Source organism: Pseudoalteromonas sp. XMcav2-N, from assembly GCF_024124545.1.
Lineage (GTDB): Bacteria > Pseudomonadota > Gammaproteobacteria > Enterobacterales > Alteromonadaceae > Pseudoalteromonas.
The window spans coordinates 322,236-341,745 of sequence record NZ_JAMXSF010000002.1; the positions used below are offsets into that span (position 1 = coordinate 322,236).

16 protein-coding genes are annotated in these 19,510 nt (G+C 45.7%); 3 read left to right on the top strand and 13 right to left on the bottom strand.

Annotated elements, in window-relative coordinates:
- Window positions 1–6: 6 nt before the first annotated feature.
- The 10 genes from NH568_RS04195 to NH568_RS04240 form a co-directional block, all read right to left on the bottom strand.
- Window positions 7–1,644 carry a hypothetical protein gene (locus NH568_RS04195; RefSeq protein WP_253044728.1) on the bottom strand — a complete coding sequence of 546 codons (1,638 nt, stop codon included), beginning with the start codon at window positions 1,642–1,644 and terminating at the stop codon, window positions 7–9.
- 166 nt (window positions 1,645–1,810) lie between these two features.
- Complete coding sequence (locus tag NH568_RS04200) at window positions 1,811–3,115, bottom strand: tetratricopeptide repeat protein (RefSeq protein ID WP_253044731.1); 1,305 nt, start codon at window positions 3,113–3,115, stop codon at window positions 1,811–1,813.
- A gap of 17 nt (window positions 3,116–3,132) precedes the next feature.
- Window positions 3,133–3,738, bottom strand: coding sequence for an energy transducer TonB (locus tag NH568_RS04205; RefSeq protein ID WP_253044733.1), 606 nt, complete (start codon window positions 3,736–3,738; stop codon window positions 3,133–3,135).
- Between the two features lie 11 nt (window positions 3,739–3,749).
- A complete protein-coding gene (locus NH568_RS04210; protein ID WP_010381303.1) occupies window positions 3,750–4,160 on the bottom strand; it encodes a biopolymer transporter ExbD in 411 nt (136 codons plus the stop codon).
- Window positions 4,161–4,180: 20 nt separating this feature from the next.
- Window positions 4,181–4,708 carry a MotA/TolQ/ExbB proton channel family protein gene (locus tag NH568_RS04215; RefSeq protein ID WP_253044734.1) on the bottom strand — a complete coding sequence of 176 codons (528 nt, stop codon included), beginning with the start codon at window positions 4,706–4,708 and terminating at the stop codon, window positions 4,181–4,183.
- Window positions 4,709–4,710: 2 nt separating this feature from the next.
- Window positions 4,711–6,081 (bottom strand): MotA/TolQ/ExbB proton channel family protein, encoded by a 1,371-nt coding sequence (locus NH568_RS04220; protein WP_138552027.1) that lies wholly within the window; start codon window positions 6,079–6,081, stop codon window positions 4,711–4,713.
- Window positions 6,082–6,091: 10 nt separating this feature from the next.
- Window positions 6,092–6,844 carry a DUF3450 domain-containing protein gene (locus NH568_RS04225; RefSeq protein ID WP_253044735.1) on the bottom strand — a complete coding sequence of 251 codons (753 nt, stop codon included), beginning with the start codon at window positions 6,842–6,844 and terminating at the stop codon, window positions 6,092–6,094.
- Window positions 6,845–7,032: 188 nt separating this feature from the next.
- Window positions 7,033–8,922, bottom strand: a complete 1,890-nt coding sequence (locus tag NH568_RS04230; RefSeq protein ID WP_253044736.1) for a methyl-accepting chemotaxis protein — start codon at window positions 8,920–8,922, stop codon at window positions 7,033–7,035.
- Between the two features lie 313 nt (window positions 8,923–9,235).
- Window positions 9,236–11,587 (bottom strand): GH92 family glycosyl hydrolase, encoded by a 2,352-nt coding sequence (locus NH568_RS04235; protein WP_253044740.1) that lies wholly within the window; start codon window positions 11,585–11,587, stop codon window positions 9,236–9,238.
- A gap of 197 nt (window positions 11,588–11,784) precedes the next feature.
- Window positions 11,785–13,059, bottom strand: coding sequence for a sugar MFS transporter (locus tag NH568_RS04240; RefSeq protein WP_253044742.1), 1,275 nt, complete (start codon window positions 13,057–13,059; stop codon window positions 11,785–11,787).
- A gap of 170 nt (window positions 13,060–13,229) precedes the next feature.
- On the opposite strand from NH568_RS04240, the gene NH568_RS04245 reads away from it, so the two are divergent.
- Both NH568_RS04245 and NH568_RS04250 read left to right on the top strand, forming a co-directional pair.
- The gene (locus NH568_RS04245) at window positions 13,230–14,420 is read left to right on the top strand and encodes an AGE family epimerase/isomerase (RefSeq protein ID WP_253044744.1); all 1,191 of its coding nucleotides are present in this window, start codon (window positions 13,230–13,232) and stop codon (window positions 14,418–14,420) included.
- The gene (locus NH568_RS04250) at window positions 14,420–15,370 is read left to right on the top strand and encodes a carbohydrate kinase (RefSeq protein WP_253044746.1); all 951 of its coding nucleotides are present in this window, start codon (window positions 14,420–14,422) and stop codon (window positions 15,368–15,370) included. Before NH568_RS04245 ends, NH568_RS04250 begins: the two co-directional genes overlap by 1 nt.
- A gap of 210 nt (window positions 15,371–15,580) precedes the next feature.
- Here the strand turns inward: NH568_RS04250 and NH568_RS04255 are convergent, their stop codons facing one another.
- Window positions 15,581–15,847 carry a hypothetical protein gene (locus tag NH568_RS04255; RefSeq protein WP_253044750.1) on the bottom strand — a complete coding sequence of 89 codons (267 nt, stop codon included), beginning with the start codon at window positions 15,845–15,847 and terminating at the stop codon, window positions 15,581–15,583.
- Window positions 15,848–15,977: 130 nt separating this feature from the next.
- On the opposite strand from NH568_RS04255, the gene NH568_RS04260 reads away from it, so the two are divergent.
- Entirely contained in the window at window positions 15,978–17,063 is a 1,086-nt protein-coding gene (locus tag NH568_RS04260; RefSeq protein ID WP_253044756.1) for an MBL fold metallo-hydrolase, read from the top strand.
- A gap of 12 nt (window positions 17,064–17,075) precedes the next feature.
- On the opposite strand, the gene NH568_RS04265 is transcribed toward NH568_RS04260, so the two are convergent.
- Both NH568_RS04265 and NH568_RS04270 read right to left on the bottom strand, forming a co-directional pair.
- Complete coding sequence (locus NH568_RS04265) at window positions 17,076–17,582, bottom strand: YcgN family cysteine cluster protein (RefSeq protein ID WP_253044759.1); 507 nt, start codon at window positions 17,580–17,582, stop codon at window positions 17,076–17,078.
- Window positions 17,583–17,668: 86 nt separating this feature from the next.
- Window positions 17,669–19,471, bottom strand: coding sequence for a DUF885 domain-containing protein (locus tag NH568_RS04270; protein WP_253044761.1), 1,803 nt, complete (start codon window positions 19,469–19,471; stop codon window positions 17,669–17,671).
- Between the last annotated feature and the right edge of the window lie 39 nt (window positions 19,472–19,510).

The following is a 19,510-nucleotide window of genomic DNA, read 5'->3' on the forward strand; positions in this document are numbered from 1 at the left end:
ATTAGATTACTTCGTGCGCTCTAAAGACATAGCAACAAATTTCGCCCAAGTAGTGTCTGTTTCACTTTCGCCGATTGCACCGATGTAGGTAACATCTTCGAAGAATGAGTTGTCTTCGCTCAGCTTGCTGCTTTCGACAGCCACTGTGTTGCCATCTTTATCAAGAATTGAGCCTTTAGTTGCAACACCGTTCTCGCCCAGTACGCTGGCAAAATCTTTAAAGCCGATTAGTTTGTTGCCGCTGTCAGCTGCCGTGAACCAAGCTTCGATGTCGAAATCAGCCAGGTCACCAGTAAGCGTTTCTTTAACCGCTTCGAAGTTCAGGCCACATGCAAATACAGAGTTTTTGAACGCGATGTCGCCAGCTTTGGCATTAGCGTGAACACCCATAGGGGTAGATTTATCTTTTTCATTGTAAAGGTCAAAACACCCTGCACCGGCTTCTGTACCCGCGTTTACAAACAACATGTTATGAAGCTGAGCTTTACCCCACTCTTTCATTTCCATACCTGCGCCGTAACCACGTGGACCTTTTACGCCATTACTAACAACAGTTGCGTTAGCGATAGTTGGGTAAGATACCGTTGTTGCACGATCCTGACCATCAGCAGATGAAGGATCTTTTTTACCACCGTCAGTTTCAAAACCGTGGTTACCCTGAGTTAACGTTTGAACCAAAATGAACTGACCGTTACCTTTCCAGCCAGTATCCCAGTCGATACCGTCATCTGCTGTTTCAGTAACTACAATGTGTTTGATATTAACTGTACCGCCGAATAGCTCGATACCATCATCGTAACCATTGTGGATGTGTACATAGTCAACAGTTGTGCCTGAACCAACCGCATTTAGGGTAATTGAGTTAAGTTCGTCGCCTTCAACGCCGAAACCAGCATATTTAACTACTACGTGTTGTAGTACACCACTGCTGTCTTCGTTGTTATTGCCGCCGTAGTAAGAAACTACGCCTTCTGCGTCTACGTTACATTGACCTTGCTCTGCCTCAGTTTTTGAACATTCAACAGTCTGAGCCATACCGTTTACCTGAATACCACCCCAGTCCTGCATCGCTGGCACAGTTGTGTCATCGCCGTCAATTTCATTAATTGATGTAAAGGTGATTGGCTTATCTACCTCACCGATAGCGTTGATTTTCGCACCACGAGCAATACGAACAAAGTTTTCAGCTTTAGTGAATGCTATGTTTGCACCGGCTTCGATTGTCAGAGTTGGGCCGTCTGTATTAACAGTTTCGCCTTTAGAAGTATCAACATCCTTACCGATGAAAAGCGCACCTTCAAAGATGTGCGCGCCGCCATTAGGAAGTGCGTTAATCAGGAAAGAAGATGTAATGTCTTTTGCGTAGCTAGCGAATGCCTGGGTGTAAACACAGTTCTTGTTATCTGAATCTGGCTCACCTTTATATTCTGTGCCTTCCATTGTGTAACTAGCACAAGTGATTGCCGTCGGCGAATCTTTGTCGCCGTTATCAACGTCGCCACCCGTACCTGGTGATACGACATCCTGAGAGTTATCTACGCGATTGTCATTTGTAGTTGGTGTTATATTGACATCACCGCCACAGCCAGCAAGAACCAAAGCAGAAGTGATAAGGCTTACTTTAAATAACCCAGCAAGTTTCATTTTATATCTCCGAAAAAGTAATAGTTATAAGCGCAATAAAAAGCTTGAGTAAAGAATAGATTCACCTCATGACGATAAGGTTACACTTTTGGTAAATAAAGATGACATTTGACTTTTAAACATAAAAAAACCGCCCGAAGGCGGCTTTGGTGTTGCGATTATAAAATCATAACAGTGCTTGTTTTAATGTTTCAGCGTGAATTTTTTCACGCTTTACGTACTTAATCCATTGCTTCGCAAGATTAGCCGATTTTTTGTGCTTTTCCGCCTGTTCAAACGCCAGTATAGAAGCATCGAAGTTTTTAAGGTTATATTGAGCCATACCCAATGCAACATAAGCATTAGACTCGAACGTTAAAGCACCTTTTTCCAAGGCAGCTCTGGCAGAATCCGCGGCTTCATCAAACTTTTCCAGATTAATGTAGACTTCGGCAATACGCTGGAGGTAGTTACCATGCTCAACTTCTTTGTCTGCCTTAGCGAAGAAATCGATAGACTTATCTTCATCTTTAGACTGGACATACGCTTCTGCGATGAATGCATAGTTCTTTGCATTACCCTTAACCACGCCACTTTTAATGCCTTCCTCTAATGCAACGGCAGCCTTATAAGGCAAGCCATTAAAAAGATAGACCTGAGCAAGCTGAATTATATCGCTACGTTTCTTTATAAAACCACGCTGATGAGCAGTTTCGAGAATAGCAAGCTGCTTTTTCTCAGCTCCAAGCTCACCAAACATACCTGCAAGCTGAACCCAGTATTCTGGCTTATCAAACAGCTTAATCATTTTTTCAAGGACTTCTGCAACTTTTTCTGGCTGATTAAGTGAGTAATATAAAGCCCTCTGCAAAACCAGCCAGTTTTCTTTCGGCACTTTATTTTCACTTTCAGTTAACGATATTGCCAGATTAATATTCTCTACAGCTGCCTGGTAATTTTTATCCTGGTAAAGTGCTTGCGCTTTCAATACATAATAATTGCTTTTAACTGGCTGAGTATTTATCTTCTTCCAGTTGTCCAGATATTCTACAGTTGCTTTATAATCACCATTAGCCATTGCCAGCTGTGCCAGACTAAATGTAGTAGATAATCGTAATGACTCTGGGATGGCCTCTTCAGCTACCACCAGCTCAAAAGAGGCAATGGCTTTGTCCAGCTGATTTTCGTTGTAATAGATGAAACCATAGAAGTTATACATCATTGCCACTTCATAAGAGTTCATGCTGCCTGCACGTTTCTTGATGGTATCAAGTACCTCAAGACCGCCTTTAACATCCCCTTCATCGGCAAGCTTTTGCGCTCTCGCAAGCTGACTGTATACCTTTTCACGCAATGCCGGCACTCGCTTAGTTTTAGTCTCAGCGTTCGCAACGGCAAGGTCAACGCCGGGCAAAACAGACAACAGACTTGGGGCTACCAGACCGGTACAACTTAATGCACTGACAAGTAGTAGCTTTTTAAACGTTTTCATAATCGCACCTTTTTACTCTAGCCGTTAATCTGGAATGAGATCTTGTTCTGAACACCGGCGACCTCAACGGCCTCACCATTCACAACTCTCGGCTTGTATTTGAACTTCAACGCTGCGTCCATTGCTGCCCGGTCAAATATATTTTCTGGTTCGGCTTTCACCACAACCGGATTTCTGACTGTACCTTGCTTTGTTACGACAAACTCTACGATGACATACCCTTCGATCCCTCTTGAAAGGGCGCGTCTGGGGTAAACAGGTGCCACTTTAACAATAGGCAAATATTCACCGTCACTGGATTCCAAGGCCAGGCCACCAGCTAGATCAACATCAGCCGTCACGTCAGCACTGAAGTTGAAATCGGCGCCAGCAGCATCCAGGTTGTTGCTTTGCATTTGAGGCGCATCCATTGGCGGAGGAGGCTCTTTGGGTGTAGGTGGTTTTTGTGGTTTTCGTTCTTTTTTCTCAACAGTTTCTTCTTTTTTCAGGCGGACAAAATCAAGCACGTTGCCCTTAACAGGCTCGTCCATCTTGCCTTCTCCGCCTGTGATCAGTGCCTGCATGCCAAGAAACAAGAAAAAAGTCACAATACCTGCAATAACGAGTGCTAGTAAGTAACGCATCTTTTCTATTCCTATGATTCCTGGGCCGCAATTGATACATCGAATGCGCCTGCAGCACGAGATGCATCCATTACCTTGATTAAGGTATCGGTTGTTGCTTTCTTATCGGCCTGAATGACCACGCTACCCTGTGGGTTTTCCGCTTTCAGACGCTCAATGTTTGCCTGTACAGCGCGGATATCGACCTGGCGTTTGTTAATCCAAATTTCACCTTTGTCTGAGATGGCAACAAGTATATTTGCACGCTGCTTTTTAACTGCCGTGGCTGCTTCCGGGCGGTTTACATCGATACCAGCTTCTTTAACGAACGATGCTGTTACGATGAAGAAGATAAGCATGATAAATACAACGTCCAACATGGGTGTCATGTTAATTTCTTCGGCTTCTTCTTCCTGAAAAACCTTTGCTAATGGAGCTCTCATTACGTTTCCTCAATTCTTTTCTAGTGATCAAGCAACAGCTTGTCTTCTAACAGTTCTACTTCGCGTTTTGCCTTACGTTGCAAGAAAGTAGAGGCAAAAACCCCTGACAGCGCGCCAACCATACCAGCCATAGTTGGGATTGTTGCTTTAGAAACACCGGCAGCCATAGACCGGGCACTTCCCGACCCTGTGATTGCCATTACATTAAATACTTCAATCATGCCGGTTACCGTACCTAGTAGCCCGAGTAGCGGACACAAGGCAACCATGACATTGATGTAAGGCAGGTTTGAGTTAAGCTGAATTCCTGCTCGTGAGATCATGGCCTGACGGATCTGCTCTGCGTTCCAGCTGTTTCTTTCCTCTCGACTTGTCCAGCTGTTCAGCAGATCTTTGCGATAGGCTCTGAACTTGCCGAAAACAAACATAAAGCGTTCGAGGATCAACAGCCACATCACAAATGTGACCAGTCCGATGACCAGGAGAACCTGGCCACCTGTGTCTAGGAACTCACGTAGCGCATTGATTGCATCTACTAAAAGAACCACAATTACGCTCCTTTCTCGCTGCGCTCAGCAATGATGCCTGCACTTTGCTCCTGAAGGATAAGCAGCAAATTACGAGAACGCGTGTTAAGCAAGGTGTACAGGAATACGGTAGGAATCGCGACCACCAGACCCAGTACGGTTGTAACAAGCGCTGTTGAGATACCACCGGCCATCAGTTTCGGGTCACCTGTGCCAAACAGGGTAATCGCCTGGAAGGTGTTAATCATACCGGTTACAGTACCAAGCAGACCCAATAGGGGTGCTACCACTGAGATAATCTTAATCAGAGTCAGGTTACGTGTAATTTTCGGCATTTCACGCAAGATAGCTTCACTTAACTTAAGCTCTAGTGTGTCATAGGCAACATCCGGATATTGCTCTTTGACTTTCATTACGCGGCCAAGCGGGTTGTCTTCGCGTGCAACAGAATCTTTCAGCTGGCGGTTGATTTTCGCACCCATAATCATCAGAGAGATAAAGCGCTCAAGGGCAATTAATAAGGCAATCAGACCGACACCCAGAATAACGTAACCAACGGCTCCGCCCTGCTCTACTTGTTCTTTGGTGTTTGGCGCCTGAACCAACAGACCCAGGATTGAACCGCCTGTCGGATCTAGTGCAAAGTCAACGGCACCAGATTGCGCAGATTGAAGCTCAGCCGCACTCTCCATGAAACGTGCTGTAGGCTGACGGGTCAACTCAGACAGTGTATTGGTTTCCGGGTTGTAAGACAGGTATTTACCATCAGCAATCAGGTTAAACGCACCAACACGCAAAACTTCTTTTTGCTCTTTGGCACCGCCTGCAACAATCACATCCGTGGTATAGCGAGATACTTTCCCTTGCTCTGTCATTTCACGTTGCAGCTCAACCCATACTTTTTCAATGTCTTCGATAGACGCCAGTTTAGTGCTTGAGCCCATGCGTTTGGCCATGTCATCCATAAACGCACTACGGTTAGGAATTTCTGCAGATACAACTGAGGTACGGAACTTATTGCTTGAATCGCCTGCTACTTGCTGAAGCACACCAAACAGTTCCTTCAATGAACCCATGCGCTTTGACAGCGTGTCGCCCAAATTACCTAGCTTAATTTCGTTTTCTTCGAACTGAGTTTCCAGGCGCTCCGAGCGATTGAGTTCGCCATCACGGTTAGCGGTCAATTCGCGCAACATTCTTACCTGCTCACTCTGTTGCGCTTTAAACTGGGCTTCACGCTGTGCATTTTGTGCATTTTGTGCGCTCTGCCCCTGTTCAAGTTGCTTTAACAGTGTATCCAGGTCCATTGCTTGTTCTGCTGCAAACGCTGAGCTAGATAATGCAAGCGTCGCTGCCATTACAGTTTTTAGGCTGAAAGATTTAAAAAAGTTCATCATATACCTCTTATTCTGCAGCCTGAATTGGCAGAGTTAACATATCCGGTGCCAGTTGCTTACGCGCGATGCGGATACCCTTGTTGATTTGACTGATGTTGGTGTCTGGCAGTGCAGTAAATGACTTGCTGTCTTTGTTCCAGCTGCCCGCTTTGCTGCCATCTTTAGTCACGTAAAGCAGTTCAAGGCGACCAATGCGTAGCATATCGACTTCTCGTTCCTGACCGTCTACCGTCAGCAAAGTAGAGTAAGCTTCGATAGTGCGTCCGTACTCAACTTCTACCTGATAGGCTTCGAGTACGCGACGGAACTTTTCACTTGAAGAAACATCCGCGCGGTCCATCATTGCTTGTAATTTAGCAATGCGCTCCGCACGCTCTTCTTTTAGGAAAGGAACATCCAGTGTAACGAACTGCTCAAGACCTGTGATCATACGCATCATCAGCGGCGTGATCTGACGTTCAATCACAGACACCTGATCCATAGACTCGTTAATCGCAGCCATTTCTTCTAGTTGATTTTTGATCTGCTTGTCTAACTGGCTGTTGTAAACAACCAGGCCATCAATTTCTTTATTCAGTGTTCTAAACTTTTGCAGTCTTGATTGCATGTCATCTGCAATAGAATTTATTTTATTCTGAGATTGGAGGGCTGACTGGTTAATAGCCGAACTTGAATCAATGACCTTGTCCAGATCATTTGCCTGAGCATTAGCCGCAACGGCGACCATACCTGCTAATAGCAAGTGGTTAACGCACTTCATCGCATACACCTTTTAATATTTGCTTGTTGCTATATTGGAATTGCGTGCAGTCTAATGTGCCTAAATGACACCCATGTTGCGCTAAAAATACATTTAGGTTACAGCTGTCATATATCAGCAATGGAGAAGTTTATTTATACTTATGCAATAAATTAAAAAAGGCTGCGTATTCGCAGCCTTGTGAAAGATTACACTTTAAATTTGGCGAGCATGTTTTCGAGTTCGTCAAATTGCAATTTTAATGTCTGACATTCCCGGAGCGTCTTGGTCAAACTGTCACTGCCTTCGACACACAGATCACTGATGCCATGAATATCACTGTCGAGTGACTGGATCACTGCATTTTGCTCTTGCGTTGCGCTGGCAACGGCATGGTTTACACCGTCGATAGAGTCGATGGCATGAGTAACTTCCTGCATCCTAGTCCCTGCGGATTGCGCTTGCTGAGCGCTATTGCTGGAGTCATCAATACTTGATTTCATGACCGCAACGGCTGATGCCGAACCTTGCTGCAACTCACCTATCGTATTTTCAATTTCCTGAGTCGACTCCTGAGTACGCTGGGCTAGCTGTCTTACTTCATCGGCCACAACAGCGAACCCTCGTCCGGCTTCGCCGGCTCGTGCTGCTTCAATTGCGGCATTAAGCGCCAGCAAGTTGGTTTGTTCACTGACGCCTTTAATAACTTCCAGCACCTGACCTATACTTGCGGTGAGTTTATCCAGGCCATCAATAGTCGATTGTGCTTCCTGCATTTTAGCACTGAGAGAGCCAATCTCTTCAATGTTGGCATTCAGTGCCATCTGGCCCTGGCTGGACAAACTATTTGCCTCAGTCGCCAGCTCTGAGGCGTGTTTGGCATTATTTGAAATCTCTACAGCACTGGATGATAATTCATTGATCGCCGTCGCGACACTGTCGGTACGCTTGGTTTGCTCTGTGTAGATATCGAGTGCGCCCTGTGTTTGCGATTGCAGCCCCGCCATAACCTGCTCAAGTGCCAGCGTGGTCTCTTTTACTTTAGAGATACTCTCATGGATTTTGTCTACAAACAGGTTGAAGTAATTGGACAGCTCACCAAACTCATCGTTGTTTTCAACCTCCAGCCTGCGGGTCAAATCGCCTTCTCCCTGGGCTATGTCTTTGATCGCTTCGTTTAAGTGAACCATAGGCCGCATCAGATATTTAAGCAGCAGCTGTAGCATAACAACTATAACCACAACGCCCACCAGCATATAGATCAGGGCCATATTTCTAAAAGACGCCACAGAGCTGTAGGCAATCTCTTTGTCAATCACCACGCCCAGGTACCAGTCGACATTTTTAATGCCGCGCATTTTAATAAATGACACCAGCTTTTCTTTCCCATCAATGGTCAGATCCGCAAACGTCTCTGATAGTGGAAGCTTAGTGCCGAACAGATCTGTCATTGGTTTATCGTTGAGTTGGGTATCTGGGTGGCTTAGGATCCGACCTTCCGCATCTAACAGGAAACCGTAACCATAGCCGAGAAAGTCAATTTCATTGACAATGTTTGTGATTGTTGCCATGTCGATGTCTCCACCGGCGACACCAGAGAAACGTCCATTGTTCATAATGGGCACAACGGCTGTGATGGTGAGCTCGTTGCTTGTTACATCGATATAAGGCGTGGTAAACGCAGTATCTTGCTTTCGCTCCGCCAATTTGTACCAAGGCCTTTGCGTAGCATCAAAATCGTTAGGCAACACCACTGTTGTGTCATTTAGTACAAACTGACCATTAGGCGTACCGATAAAAGTATTCTTGAAGTGACCAGCCTCATGTGCGGTTTGAACACGCCTTAGTATGTCTGAGTAAGCGTCACTACTGCGGTGTCCACCGGCAACAGCGCTAACTATATCCAACCGGTCGTTTAACCAGTTAGCAATATTTTGCGAAACCGACTCAGAGATCTCCTGTAACACCAGGGTTAACTGGGCCTGCGTTTGTGAGCGCATCAGGATAAAGTTGTTCACGGTAAAGAGGGAAAGTACGATCACCAGCACCAATGAAGCGGCCAGTGTTATTTTAGTTGTAAATTTGAGCGCACTGAACATGGGAAGCCCTGTCTTAATTCTACTAATACAAATTTGTTTTACCAAATCTTAACGAGTTTGTCTTACCTTATCGGCGAAACTTTTGTTGCCTAAAGTTAATTATACACTTGTTTTCACGATTTATTTTTCAACTGATTAGTTATTGTTCAGGTTTCAGCACTCAAAATGAAAAAAGGCGGGACAAATCCCACCTTTTTTATTAGTTACAATGATCATCACAAACTTGTCTTTATTTCGTGTGGCGCAGTTTTTACCTGTATCCTGGTTCAACTCAGTCAGGCTTGTCATGTGATCATCTGGTCGACATGCGAGTTTACTTATATTCAGATAAAGCTGGCGGTCTTGCCGTCAGGCCTTTACCCCAATTTTTATTTGGTTTATCGCTCATCACATATTTAAGCTCACCACCAGCCATGATGTCATCGTGTGTCAGGTAACTGCGCTCTAGTGCTTTTCCGTTTAAGGTAACCGACTGAATATATTTATGTGTTTTGCTCAACCCCACGGCTGTTGTTGTGAACTGCTTACCGTTTGCGAGCTTAAGCGTGACCTTTGGTGTTTGAGGCGCGCCAATTGCATAAGCCAGGTCGCCAGGCGCAACTGGATAAAAGCCCATTGCAGAGAAAATATACCAGGCAGACATCTGACCAACGTCATCATTGCCAGCAAGACCATCTGGCTTATCCGAACTCAGCGTGTCCATGATTTGGCGAATTCGTTCCTGGGTTTTCCAGGGCTTGCCTGCATAGTTATACAAATAGGCAATATGATGGCTTGGTTCGTTGCCGTGAGCGTAATTACCAATCAGGCCTGCAATATCTTCATGCTCCTTAATCATTTCTTGAGACAAAGGCGTATCAAACAAATCATCAAGGCGCTGAGTAAAGGCGTCATCTCCGCCCATCAAATCAATCAACCCGGCTACATCCTGAGGTACATAAAAGCTGTACTGCATGGCGTTTCCTTCTGTGAAAGGTCCCATGTACTTTGCTTTAAAAGGGTTAAACTCTGGATCCCATCGACCCTGGCTGTCACGACCACGCATAAAACCACTTTGTGGATCGAACACATTTTTGTAGCTCATAGCGCGTGCATAATATTGCTTCGCCTGCTCGCTTTTACCCATCGCCTCAAACATTCTGGCAATCGCAAAATCGTCGTAGGCATATTCCAGTGTAATAGAGACAGATTCTGGCAATACATCCATAGGCACATAACCAAACTTTTTGTACTCAGGGATGGCATCATAAACTGGGTTGTTGGCTGTATTGATGATGGCTTCCACGGCCAGATCTACATCATAATCCCGGATCCCCTTAAGATAGGCATCGGCGATAACTGATACCGCATGATAGCCAATCATGGTCCAGGTCTCATGTGCATGGAATGACCAGATAGGCAGCATCTTTTCATAGCTTTGCTGATAGTGAACGAGCATAGATTGTATCATGCCAGACACTCTGTCAGGGTCGATATAGGTCAACAGCGGGTGTAACGCTCGGTAGGTATCCCAAAGCGAGTACAAAGTATAATGCTCAAAGCCTTTACCATCATGAATTTCGCCGTTTACGCCGCGGTACTGCCCATTAACGTCCTGATATAAACTTGGCGCCTGTAACGCATGGTAGAGCGCGGTGTAAAATTGACGCTTTTCGGAACGGGTGCCCTCTACGTCTACCTTGTCCAGATAGGCAGCCCACTGAGCATTCGCATCTGCGCGCACCTTATCGAAATCCCAGTGAGGGATCTCAGCTTTGAGGTTCTCGAGCGCATTACTGCGGCTAACCGCAGAAAGCGCTACTTTAATCTTCAACGGTTTGTTTTCGACATCATCAAAACTTGCTACGAACTTAACGGCTTTACCAGCTGTCATTTTTACCGCTTTATTTTCGATAGTAGAATGCTTTTCTTTACCAAGACATCCCATACAACGATAACGCATATTGTCTTCATTGATAAAGCGGTAGTTATCTATAGGTTGAGAAAACTCTATCGCAAAATACATTTGACGGTTACGCGCCCAGCCATTGGTGGCTCGATAAGCGACCAATGTTGTATCATTGATTTTACGAATATCGCTCCAGATAACCTTGTTCTCGAAGTTGTAAATAGCGCTGGTGAGATCAAACAAAACATGGCCCTGACCACCGTTTTTGAAGCTATACTGATGCATACCGACTCTGGGACTCGCGGTGAGCTCAGCCTTTATATTGTAATCTTGCAACTCAACCCCATAGTAACCAGCCTCTGCCCATTCCTGTTGATGAGAGAAACGCGAGCGATACCCTGAATCAGGATCTTCCGCCGTACCGGGATTAGTTTTTACCTCACCGCTGATTGGCATAACCAGCAGATCCCCAAGGTCAGAATGACCTGTGCCTGAAAAGTGCGTATGAGAGAAACCGACTATCGTGGTGTCGTCGTAATGATATCCGGCGCATCGCTTGTATATCTCAGGCTGCGGTGAGACGCCGCGCATTGGATTATCGGTATCCGGGCTAAGTTGTACCATGCCAAAAGGCACAACCGCACCGGGAAACGTGTGGCCGTCACCACCAGTACCTATAAATGGATCTACCCACTGCGTATTAGACTCCTGCGCCACCCCTAACGATGAGACAGATATCAAAGCAGCCGCTGTGGCTACCGATATGATGCGAAACATGCACCTCTCCTATCTTTAATTTGTTATTATTTGGACCGTTCCAACCAGCATTATCTTACACTGCAAATGAATACGTATTCAATAGAAACAAGATAAGAAATAAATGCGGATAATGTAGGTATAGCAGGAGGAAAAAGACAATGGCTAACGACTGAATAACAAAAGCCGGCTATGGCGCCGGCTTGATGTGATAAATTTTAACTTTCGACCTTTTGCTGCCACCGTTTGTAAAGTGACACAACGTTCAGGCCATACCAGGCGATAAAGACGTAACACACCATAGGTACTATGAAGCTAATCTGGATCCCAGCGTTATCAGCCACCAGGCCTTGCACTAACGGGATCAATGCGCCCCCTACAATTGCCAGACATAGCCAGCCAGACCCTTTACTGGTCAAAGATCCCAGACCTTCGATGGCGATGGAAAAGATAGTCGGGAACATAATTGAGTTAAACAGACCTACGGCTAGCACCGCAAACATGGCCAGCTTACCATCGGTAGACATAGTTAGCAGTAACAACGCTATAATTGCAATTGCGTTAAACATCAGGGCTTTTGAAGGTGCGATCTTCTGAAGTGCGGCCGAGCCAATGAACCGCCCTACCATAGCGCCACCCCAGTAGTAGGAGATGTATTTCGCTGCGGTATGCTCTTCCATACCTGCAATTGAAGGCTCTGCAAAGTAATTTACCAAAAAGCTACCAATTGCCACTTCAGCGCCGACATAGCAAAAAATGGCTGCAACCCCCATCACTAAGTGTGGCGCTTCTGTGAGCTTGTGGCCGCGAGCCTTACAGTCACCCTCTTCAGTATGCGCTTCAATGGTGGGTAGTTTTAGAAATGCAAACACTGCCGCGATAAGTAACAGCGCACCAGCGAGCATCAGATAAGGCACTTTAACCGAGTCAGCACTGGCCGCATCGGTTGCCATGCTGGCACCAGCACCAAACAGCAACATGCCGCCGACGGCAGGACCTACAGTAGTCCCCAGTGAATTAAGGGCCTGTGCCAGGTTTAACCGACTGGAAGCCGTTTTTTCTGGCCCAAGCGCTGCTACGTATGGGTTCGCAGATACTTGCAATACAGTAATACCCGACGCCAGCACAAACAAGGCCGTCAGGAAAAGCCAGTATTCATGAACGACAACAGCCGGGTAAAACAACAAACATCCGCCAGCCGCTATTACAAGGCCCGTCAGGACACCATTTTTATAACCAAAACGCTTCAAAAACGCGCCGGCAGGTAAAGACACGATAAAATAAGCGCTGAAGAAACAAAACTGCACCAGCATCGCTTCAGTATAGCTCAGGTCAAACACCGCTTTAAGGCGCGGGATAAGTACGTCATTTAATACAGTAATAAATCCCCACAAGAAAAACAGGGTTGTCATTGCTGTCAATGGCAACAAATAGTTGTTGTTTTTTGCATCTCCACTGGCAACATAACTTTGGTTAGTGTTGATTTCACTCACTTGGAATACTCCGTGTTAAAGGATTTAGAGATTCTACACACTGTTACAGAAAAATCACAAATGTTTTATTGGACCGTTCCAATTTAATTTTGATAATGCTAAAGTGAGTTCAAAAGTAAGCAATGCTGGGTCAATTTGCTCTGGCGGAATCCCCAATGACTGGAAAGGTTATGTCAATAAACTTCAGAAGCGATCAATTTTTACTTAAACATATTGAACGGACAATGGCGTTCTATCACCCAAGATGCATCGATCCCCAGGGCGGGTTCTTTCACCACTTTCTGGATGACGGTACGATTTACAATGCACATGTACGCCACTTAGTTTCGAGTACACGTTTTGTTTTTAACTATGCCATGGCTTATTTGCAAACATCCGATCCTGACTATTTGGTCCAAGTAAAACACGGTCTGGAATTTCTGGAACAATCACACAAGCAACCTGGCGGCGGATACGCCTGGGTGCTGAATAAAAACCAGATTGAGGACGATACGAACCACTGCTATGGACTCGCATTTGTTTTACTGGCCAATGCGGTGGCGCTCAATGCGGGCATAACATCGGCTGCGGCGACCATAGAGTCCGTCTGGACTTTGCTGGAAGAAAAATACTATCAACCTGAATTTCAGCTCTATCTAGATGAATATAACGGCGATTTTAGCAGTGCTGATCCTTATCGGGGCCAAAATGCCAATATGCATATGTGTGAAGCATTATTAATGTGCTTTGAAGCAACAACAGATAGTAAGTTTTTAGAGCGTGCTCAATCACTTGCCTTTACGATGACGGTACAGCAGGCTGAGTTGGCTGACGGACTTATCTGGGAACATTATACAAGCGCATGGCAAATTGATTGGCAATATAATCTGGATAACCCTAAACACCTTTTCCGTCCGTGGGGCTTTCAGCCCGGACATCAAACCGAATGGAGTAAGTTACTCCTGATCCTGTATCGCCATAGTCCACAAGACTGGATGCTGGAGCGTGCAAGAGCTTTATTTGACAAGGCTTTAGACATCGCCTGGGACGCAAAGAACGGCGGGATATTTTATGGCTTTGCACCTGATGGCGGCATTTGTGATTCTGACAAGTATTTCTGGGTGCAAGCTGAAAGCTTCGCAGCTGCGGCCTTACTTGCCGATGCAACAGGCGAAGACCGCTACTGGCAGTGGTATGACAAAATATGGCAGTATTGCTGGGCGCACATGATTGATCATGAACACGGCGCCTGGTATCGGATCCTGGATTGTAATAATCAAGCTTACAGCAATGAAAAAAGTCCGGCCGGAAAAACGGATTATCATACCATGGGTGCTTGCTACGAGGTACTGAGAGCACAACAACTTAAGCGGGAGGTATAATGAGCCTGGTATGTTTTGGTGAAGCTCTGATCGATTTTCTTTCAGACGGCAAAGAGCCTGAATCTTTTACAAAATATGCTGGTGGCGCGCCTGCAAATGTAGCGGTCGCAGTAGCGCGTCAAGGCGTAAACGCAAGCTTTTGTGGCATGGTGGGTGACGACATGTTTGGTCACTTTATCAAGCGCGCTTTGGCGCAGTATGAAGTTAACTGTGATTATGTGAAAGTGACAGACAAAGCAAAGACAGCATTGGCATTTGTTTCACTGGACGACACGGGAGAGCGAAGTTTTAGTTTCTACCGTCCGCCCGCAGCCGATCTGTTATTTCGGGCAGACGATTTTGCCGAAACAATGTTTGACACCCATTCACTGTTACATGTGTGCAGTAACAGCCTGACAGAAAGCAACATCTATAAAACGACAATTTATGCGTTAACTCAGGCTCGTGAGCACGGCATGCACACAAGTTTCGATATGAACCTGAGAGAAAATCTGTGGACATCTCTGACCCACTGTACCAAACGCATCTGGCATGTTATTTCACTCTCAGATATCGTTAAACTCTCCCATGAAGAGCTGGTATTTCTGAATGCACAAAGCCACCCTGAACAACCACTGTCACATACCATTGAAGCCATCATAGCGGCCAAGGTGAAGCTGCTAATCGTCACCGACGGGAAAAACCCCATTCACTTTTATGGTCAGTCTTATCAAAGCTCTGTGAATGTCCCGGACGTAAATGCTGTTGATACCACCGCCGCAGGAGACGCATTCGTAGGTGGATTATTGGCAGCAATTATTCGTGCCCGGAATGAACAAAGCATTGATGCATTTTTAGCAAATCAATCAGCAGTGAACAGTGCCATTGCTTATGCCAGCCGCTGTGGTGCCTTTGCTGTGACACGCTATGGCGCGTTTGATTCATTACCCAGCTTCGAAGATGTTGACTAAAACTTTGTGAGAGAAGGTACAAGGATGTCCCTTTATACAAAATTGCTTAATTAAGTGTTCTATTTTGAGGCGAGAAAATATCGTCGATAACTAGGCAAAAATTTCGCTATTTAGTTGCTCTTGATGAGAAATCTTTAACACCGTTAGCGGCATATTTGCACCTTCAAATTGAACAGGTATTAAGTAAAATTGGTTTTACACGCCTGAGGGTTAAATGTGCACCAGAAAACGCATATAGATGTAGTAAAACCCGGGTGAGCACACCGCCAGACCAAGCAGATATATCTTAAAAAAACCATCCCGCTGAGCACTTATCTGGGACACTACCAACACTGAGTTCTCATCAGGCTCTGGCACATTCTTGGGCCGATAAAACCGATAAAGTTTCATCAAACACAGGCCAATAAAAAATGGCCCTAAAATAAGAGAGAAAAAAAAGCCCACTGCGTACCAAGTTTCAGGCGCAACTCTATCCATTATATACCTCTGATAACAACACCCAGCCAAATACATACCTGTTTACATCTGAATGTTTGATATTATGCCTGTCACTTGTACTATGCAACCAAAGCCTAACACATTAGAAGAACTAAAAAAGACCCATTATATGAGCAAAGCCTACTTCCTCTTTCCTTTAACTCTTTTTCTTGGTGCATGTACTGCCAATAAAGTTGCGGTTGAACAGTCAGATCAAACTGTTGTTAAGTATAAGACTTCCGAGGGGTATACTGACCGGTTTGCCAACCTATACAAACAACCAGAAACATACCCCTATACCTGTGAAGAGGCGTGTTATCCGGATACACCGCTTATTCAATGTCAGGACGACATGGAGCAATGTCAGTACATAGGCGATCGCCCAGACATAGTACCTGAACTCGGTTTTAACGTGAAATGGCTGGGTCATGCGAGCTTTTTACTGACTATGCCCGATGGCCAGCAGGTATTGGTAGATCCGGTAAGCGAACAATTTGACTGGCCGATAGACGTTGGATTCAAGCTGACCGGAGGCTTTTATCGAACTGAACCAGACTGGCCTTCTGAACCTGAGCTGGACCAGCTGAGCACCGTTGTTTATTCCCACATACATTATGATCACTTCAATAAATCAGACATAGACACTCTGGGGACTGGACCAACTTATTATACACCGCTGGGGTTTGCGGACTATTTTTCAGATCGCGGTTACAAAATTAAGGAAATGGCCTGGTATGCAAGTGCGCAAAACCAAGGGCTTACTGTGCATTTCGTACCGGCACACCACTTTAGTAGCAGGATCATTGTGCCCTATATCACAGAAGACAACGACGCCACACTTTGGGGAGGCTGGCTCTTTGAATTTGAAGGAAAAACGTTGTTTTACGCAGGTGATACCGGTTACTCACCCCACTTCCGTGACATACAGCAACGTTACGGCGACATTGATGTTTGCCTGTTACCAATCGCCTCTTATCACCATGACGAATATGCTAAGTGGTATAGAAATGTACATTTAACGCCCGAAGATATGCTTGCAGCAGCTAACGACCTTAACTGCAAGCAGGTGGTACCTTGGGGGTACGGTAACATGAGCTGGAAGATGGGCGATCTGACGTCACACTCAGCTTTGTTCAGGCTGTTGCATGTAAAACAAGCAATTGCACCGCAACAACCTCTCTATATTCTCAACGAGGGAGAGAGCGTTCGCTTTTAGATGAGCCATTGCTTAGTCAACATCCAGCTCAGGCCAGGTAACGATGTGGTCCTCAAACGCCTCTTCGAGATCCACGTCGTTCTCACTAATGGCCTTGCCTAGGATACTGATCCCTGCATCATGCATGGCCTGTTTAGAACCGTCATGGTGCAGCGGATGCCAACTGGCAAGACCTCGACCTTCATGAAGTCTGCGATAACTACATGACTGAGGCATAAAGAAAATATCTTTCAGGTTGTCCTTGGTTAATTGGACACATGAGGGAACCAATGTCTGCCTTTCAGTGTAACGGGTACATGCACAAGTCTGCTCATCACTGTATTGACACACGACATCGGTATATAGCAACTCTTCCCCTTCACGAAGTACATCTGTGCTGCTAAATTGTTCTTCCTCTTCTTCGTCAGAGTCTATAAAAGAATGCAAACAGCATTTTGCGCAGCCATCACAAATGGCTTCCCACTCCTGCTGGTTCATTTCTTCCAATGATTTTTCTATCCAAAAAGGAGTTGTACTCATAACTTCGCACTTGCCACAAACTAACGGGGCGCAGATTGTACTAAAAGAACAAGACCAGCGCAAAGCTGGCCTTAAACACTATGGTGTTACAGCTGAGATTTCACCCAGCGCTCGATTTTATCCTGTAATACAGGCATGGGGACGGCGCCGTCAATTAATACCTGGTTGTGGAAGGCGCGAATATCAAACCGCTTACCCAGCGCCTGCTCAGCATATTCGCGCAGCTGGCGAATTTTAAACTGGCCGACTTTATATGATACGGCCTGACCCGGCCATGCAATATAACGCTCGACTTCCGCTTCTACATCACTTTTCGCCATAGAGGAGTTATTCAACATAAACTCTATGGCCTGCTCACGGCTCCAGCCTTTGGCATGTAGCCCGGTATCAACAACCAGACGCATCGCTCTTAATTGTTCATCCGCCAGACGGCCATACCATTGATAAGGGTCGGTGAACAAACCCAGTTCTTTACCCAGACTCTCGGCATACAGCGCCCAGCCTTCGACAAATACCGTTGAGCCGCCAAACTTTCTGAACTTCGGCAGATCTTCTATTTCCTGTTGCAATGCCAGTTGAAAATGGTGACCGGGCGCAGCTTCATGTATTGACAAGGTTTCGACAATAAACCTGGGCTGTGCCTTCAGGTTATGACTGTTAATATAGAACACACCCGGGCGCGATCCGTCTGGCGCAGGACTTTCGTATGACGCGCCGGCTGCCGATGCAGCTCTGAATGCTTCAACGGGCTTTACAACGTAATCTGCCTTTGGCTGGATATCAAACAACAGAGGCACGCGCGCATCAATTTTCTTTTTCACTTCTTCATACGCTTTTATCAGTTCAGCTTCTGACGAAAAGTAAAATTCGTCACTGTCACGCAAGTGTTGAAAGAACTGCTGCAGGTCACCATCAAACCCGACCGTCTCTTTGACCCTCCCCATCTCATCGCGAATACGCTTTACTTCGCTCAGGCCAAGCGCATGGATCTCTTCCGCACTCATATCAAGCGTCGTATTTTCTTTGATGTAATGTTGGTACCAGGCTTGCCCATTTGGCAACGCACTGTACCCCACTGTCTCTCTGGATGCTGGCAGATACTTAGTTTCAAGAAACTGTACCATGTCGCTATAAGCAGGGATCAGGGTTCGCTCAATGTAATTTTTGTAGGACTGAGCTATCTGGTGTTTTTCTTGCGCAGAAAAGGATTCCGGTAAATTCTTTACAGGTCCCCAAAAAATGGAGTCCTCTGCCCGTTCAACCACATGTGTTTTAAACTGAGGGATAACTTTAACCGTGATGGCCTTTGGCAACACCACCTGATGTTCGATGCCTTGAGACATCATCTCCTGAGCTGAACTTAGCCATGCGACAAAGCCATCGGCACGTTTAAGAAAGTTACCGTAATCTTCTACTGTTTCAAAAGGCTGTGCACTCTCTCCTGAGCCTAATGAAGCAAAAACGTGATGTGACCCATACATTTGATCGATAGGCAGAAAATGGCCATCAAACTGTTCAGCCGCTTGCTGCTGTGTTAATTCATAATGAAGTATGTCAAAAGACAATTTAGCCTGACCAGAAAGCCCTTCCCTTTCTATCTTATCTAGCATGCCAAGGTATTTGGCGGTAAATGCCTGCTGTTCTTTCAGGCTTTGAGGTCCCAGTTCTGATTCGAACTTATCGTTGTACTCAGACATGCCAAAGAAAGTTGCTGACAGCGGGCTCAATGTAACGCTCTCATTAAAGTAGGCCTCTGCAAGCTCGATCATTTGCGTGTTTGCATCCACCTTTTCAGCGCTGACCTGATGAAACTGGGCTTGTTGGGAAGTCACTTCGCATCCGCTCAATGTTAAACCGACTACGAGCGCGACCAGTGTTTTTCTTATCATGTCTGTAACCTTACTCTTTAATAACTCGCGCGCAGTCTG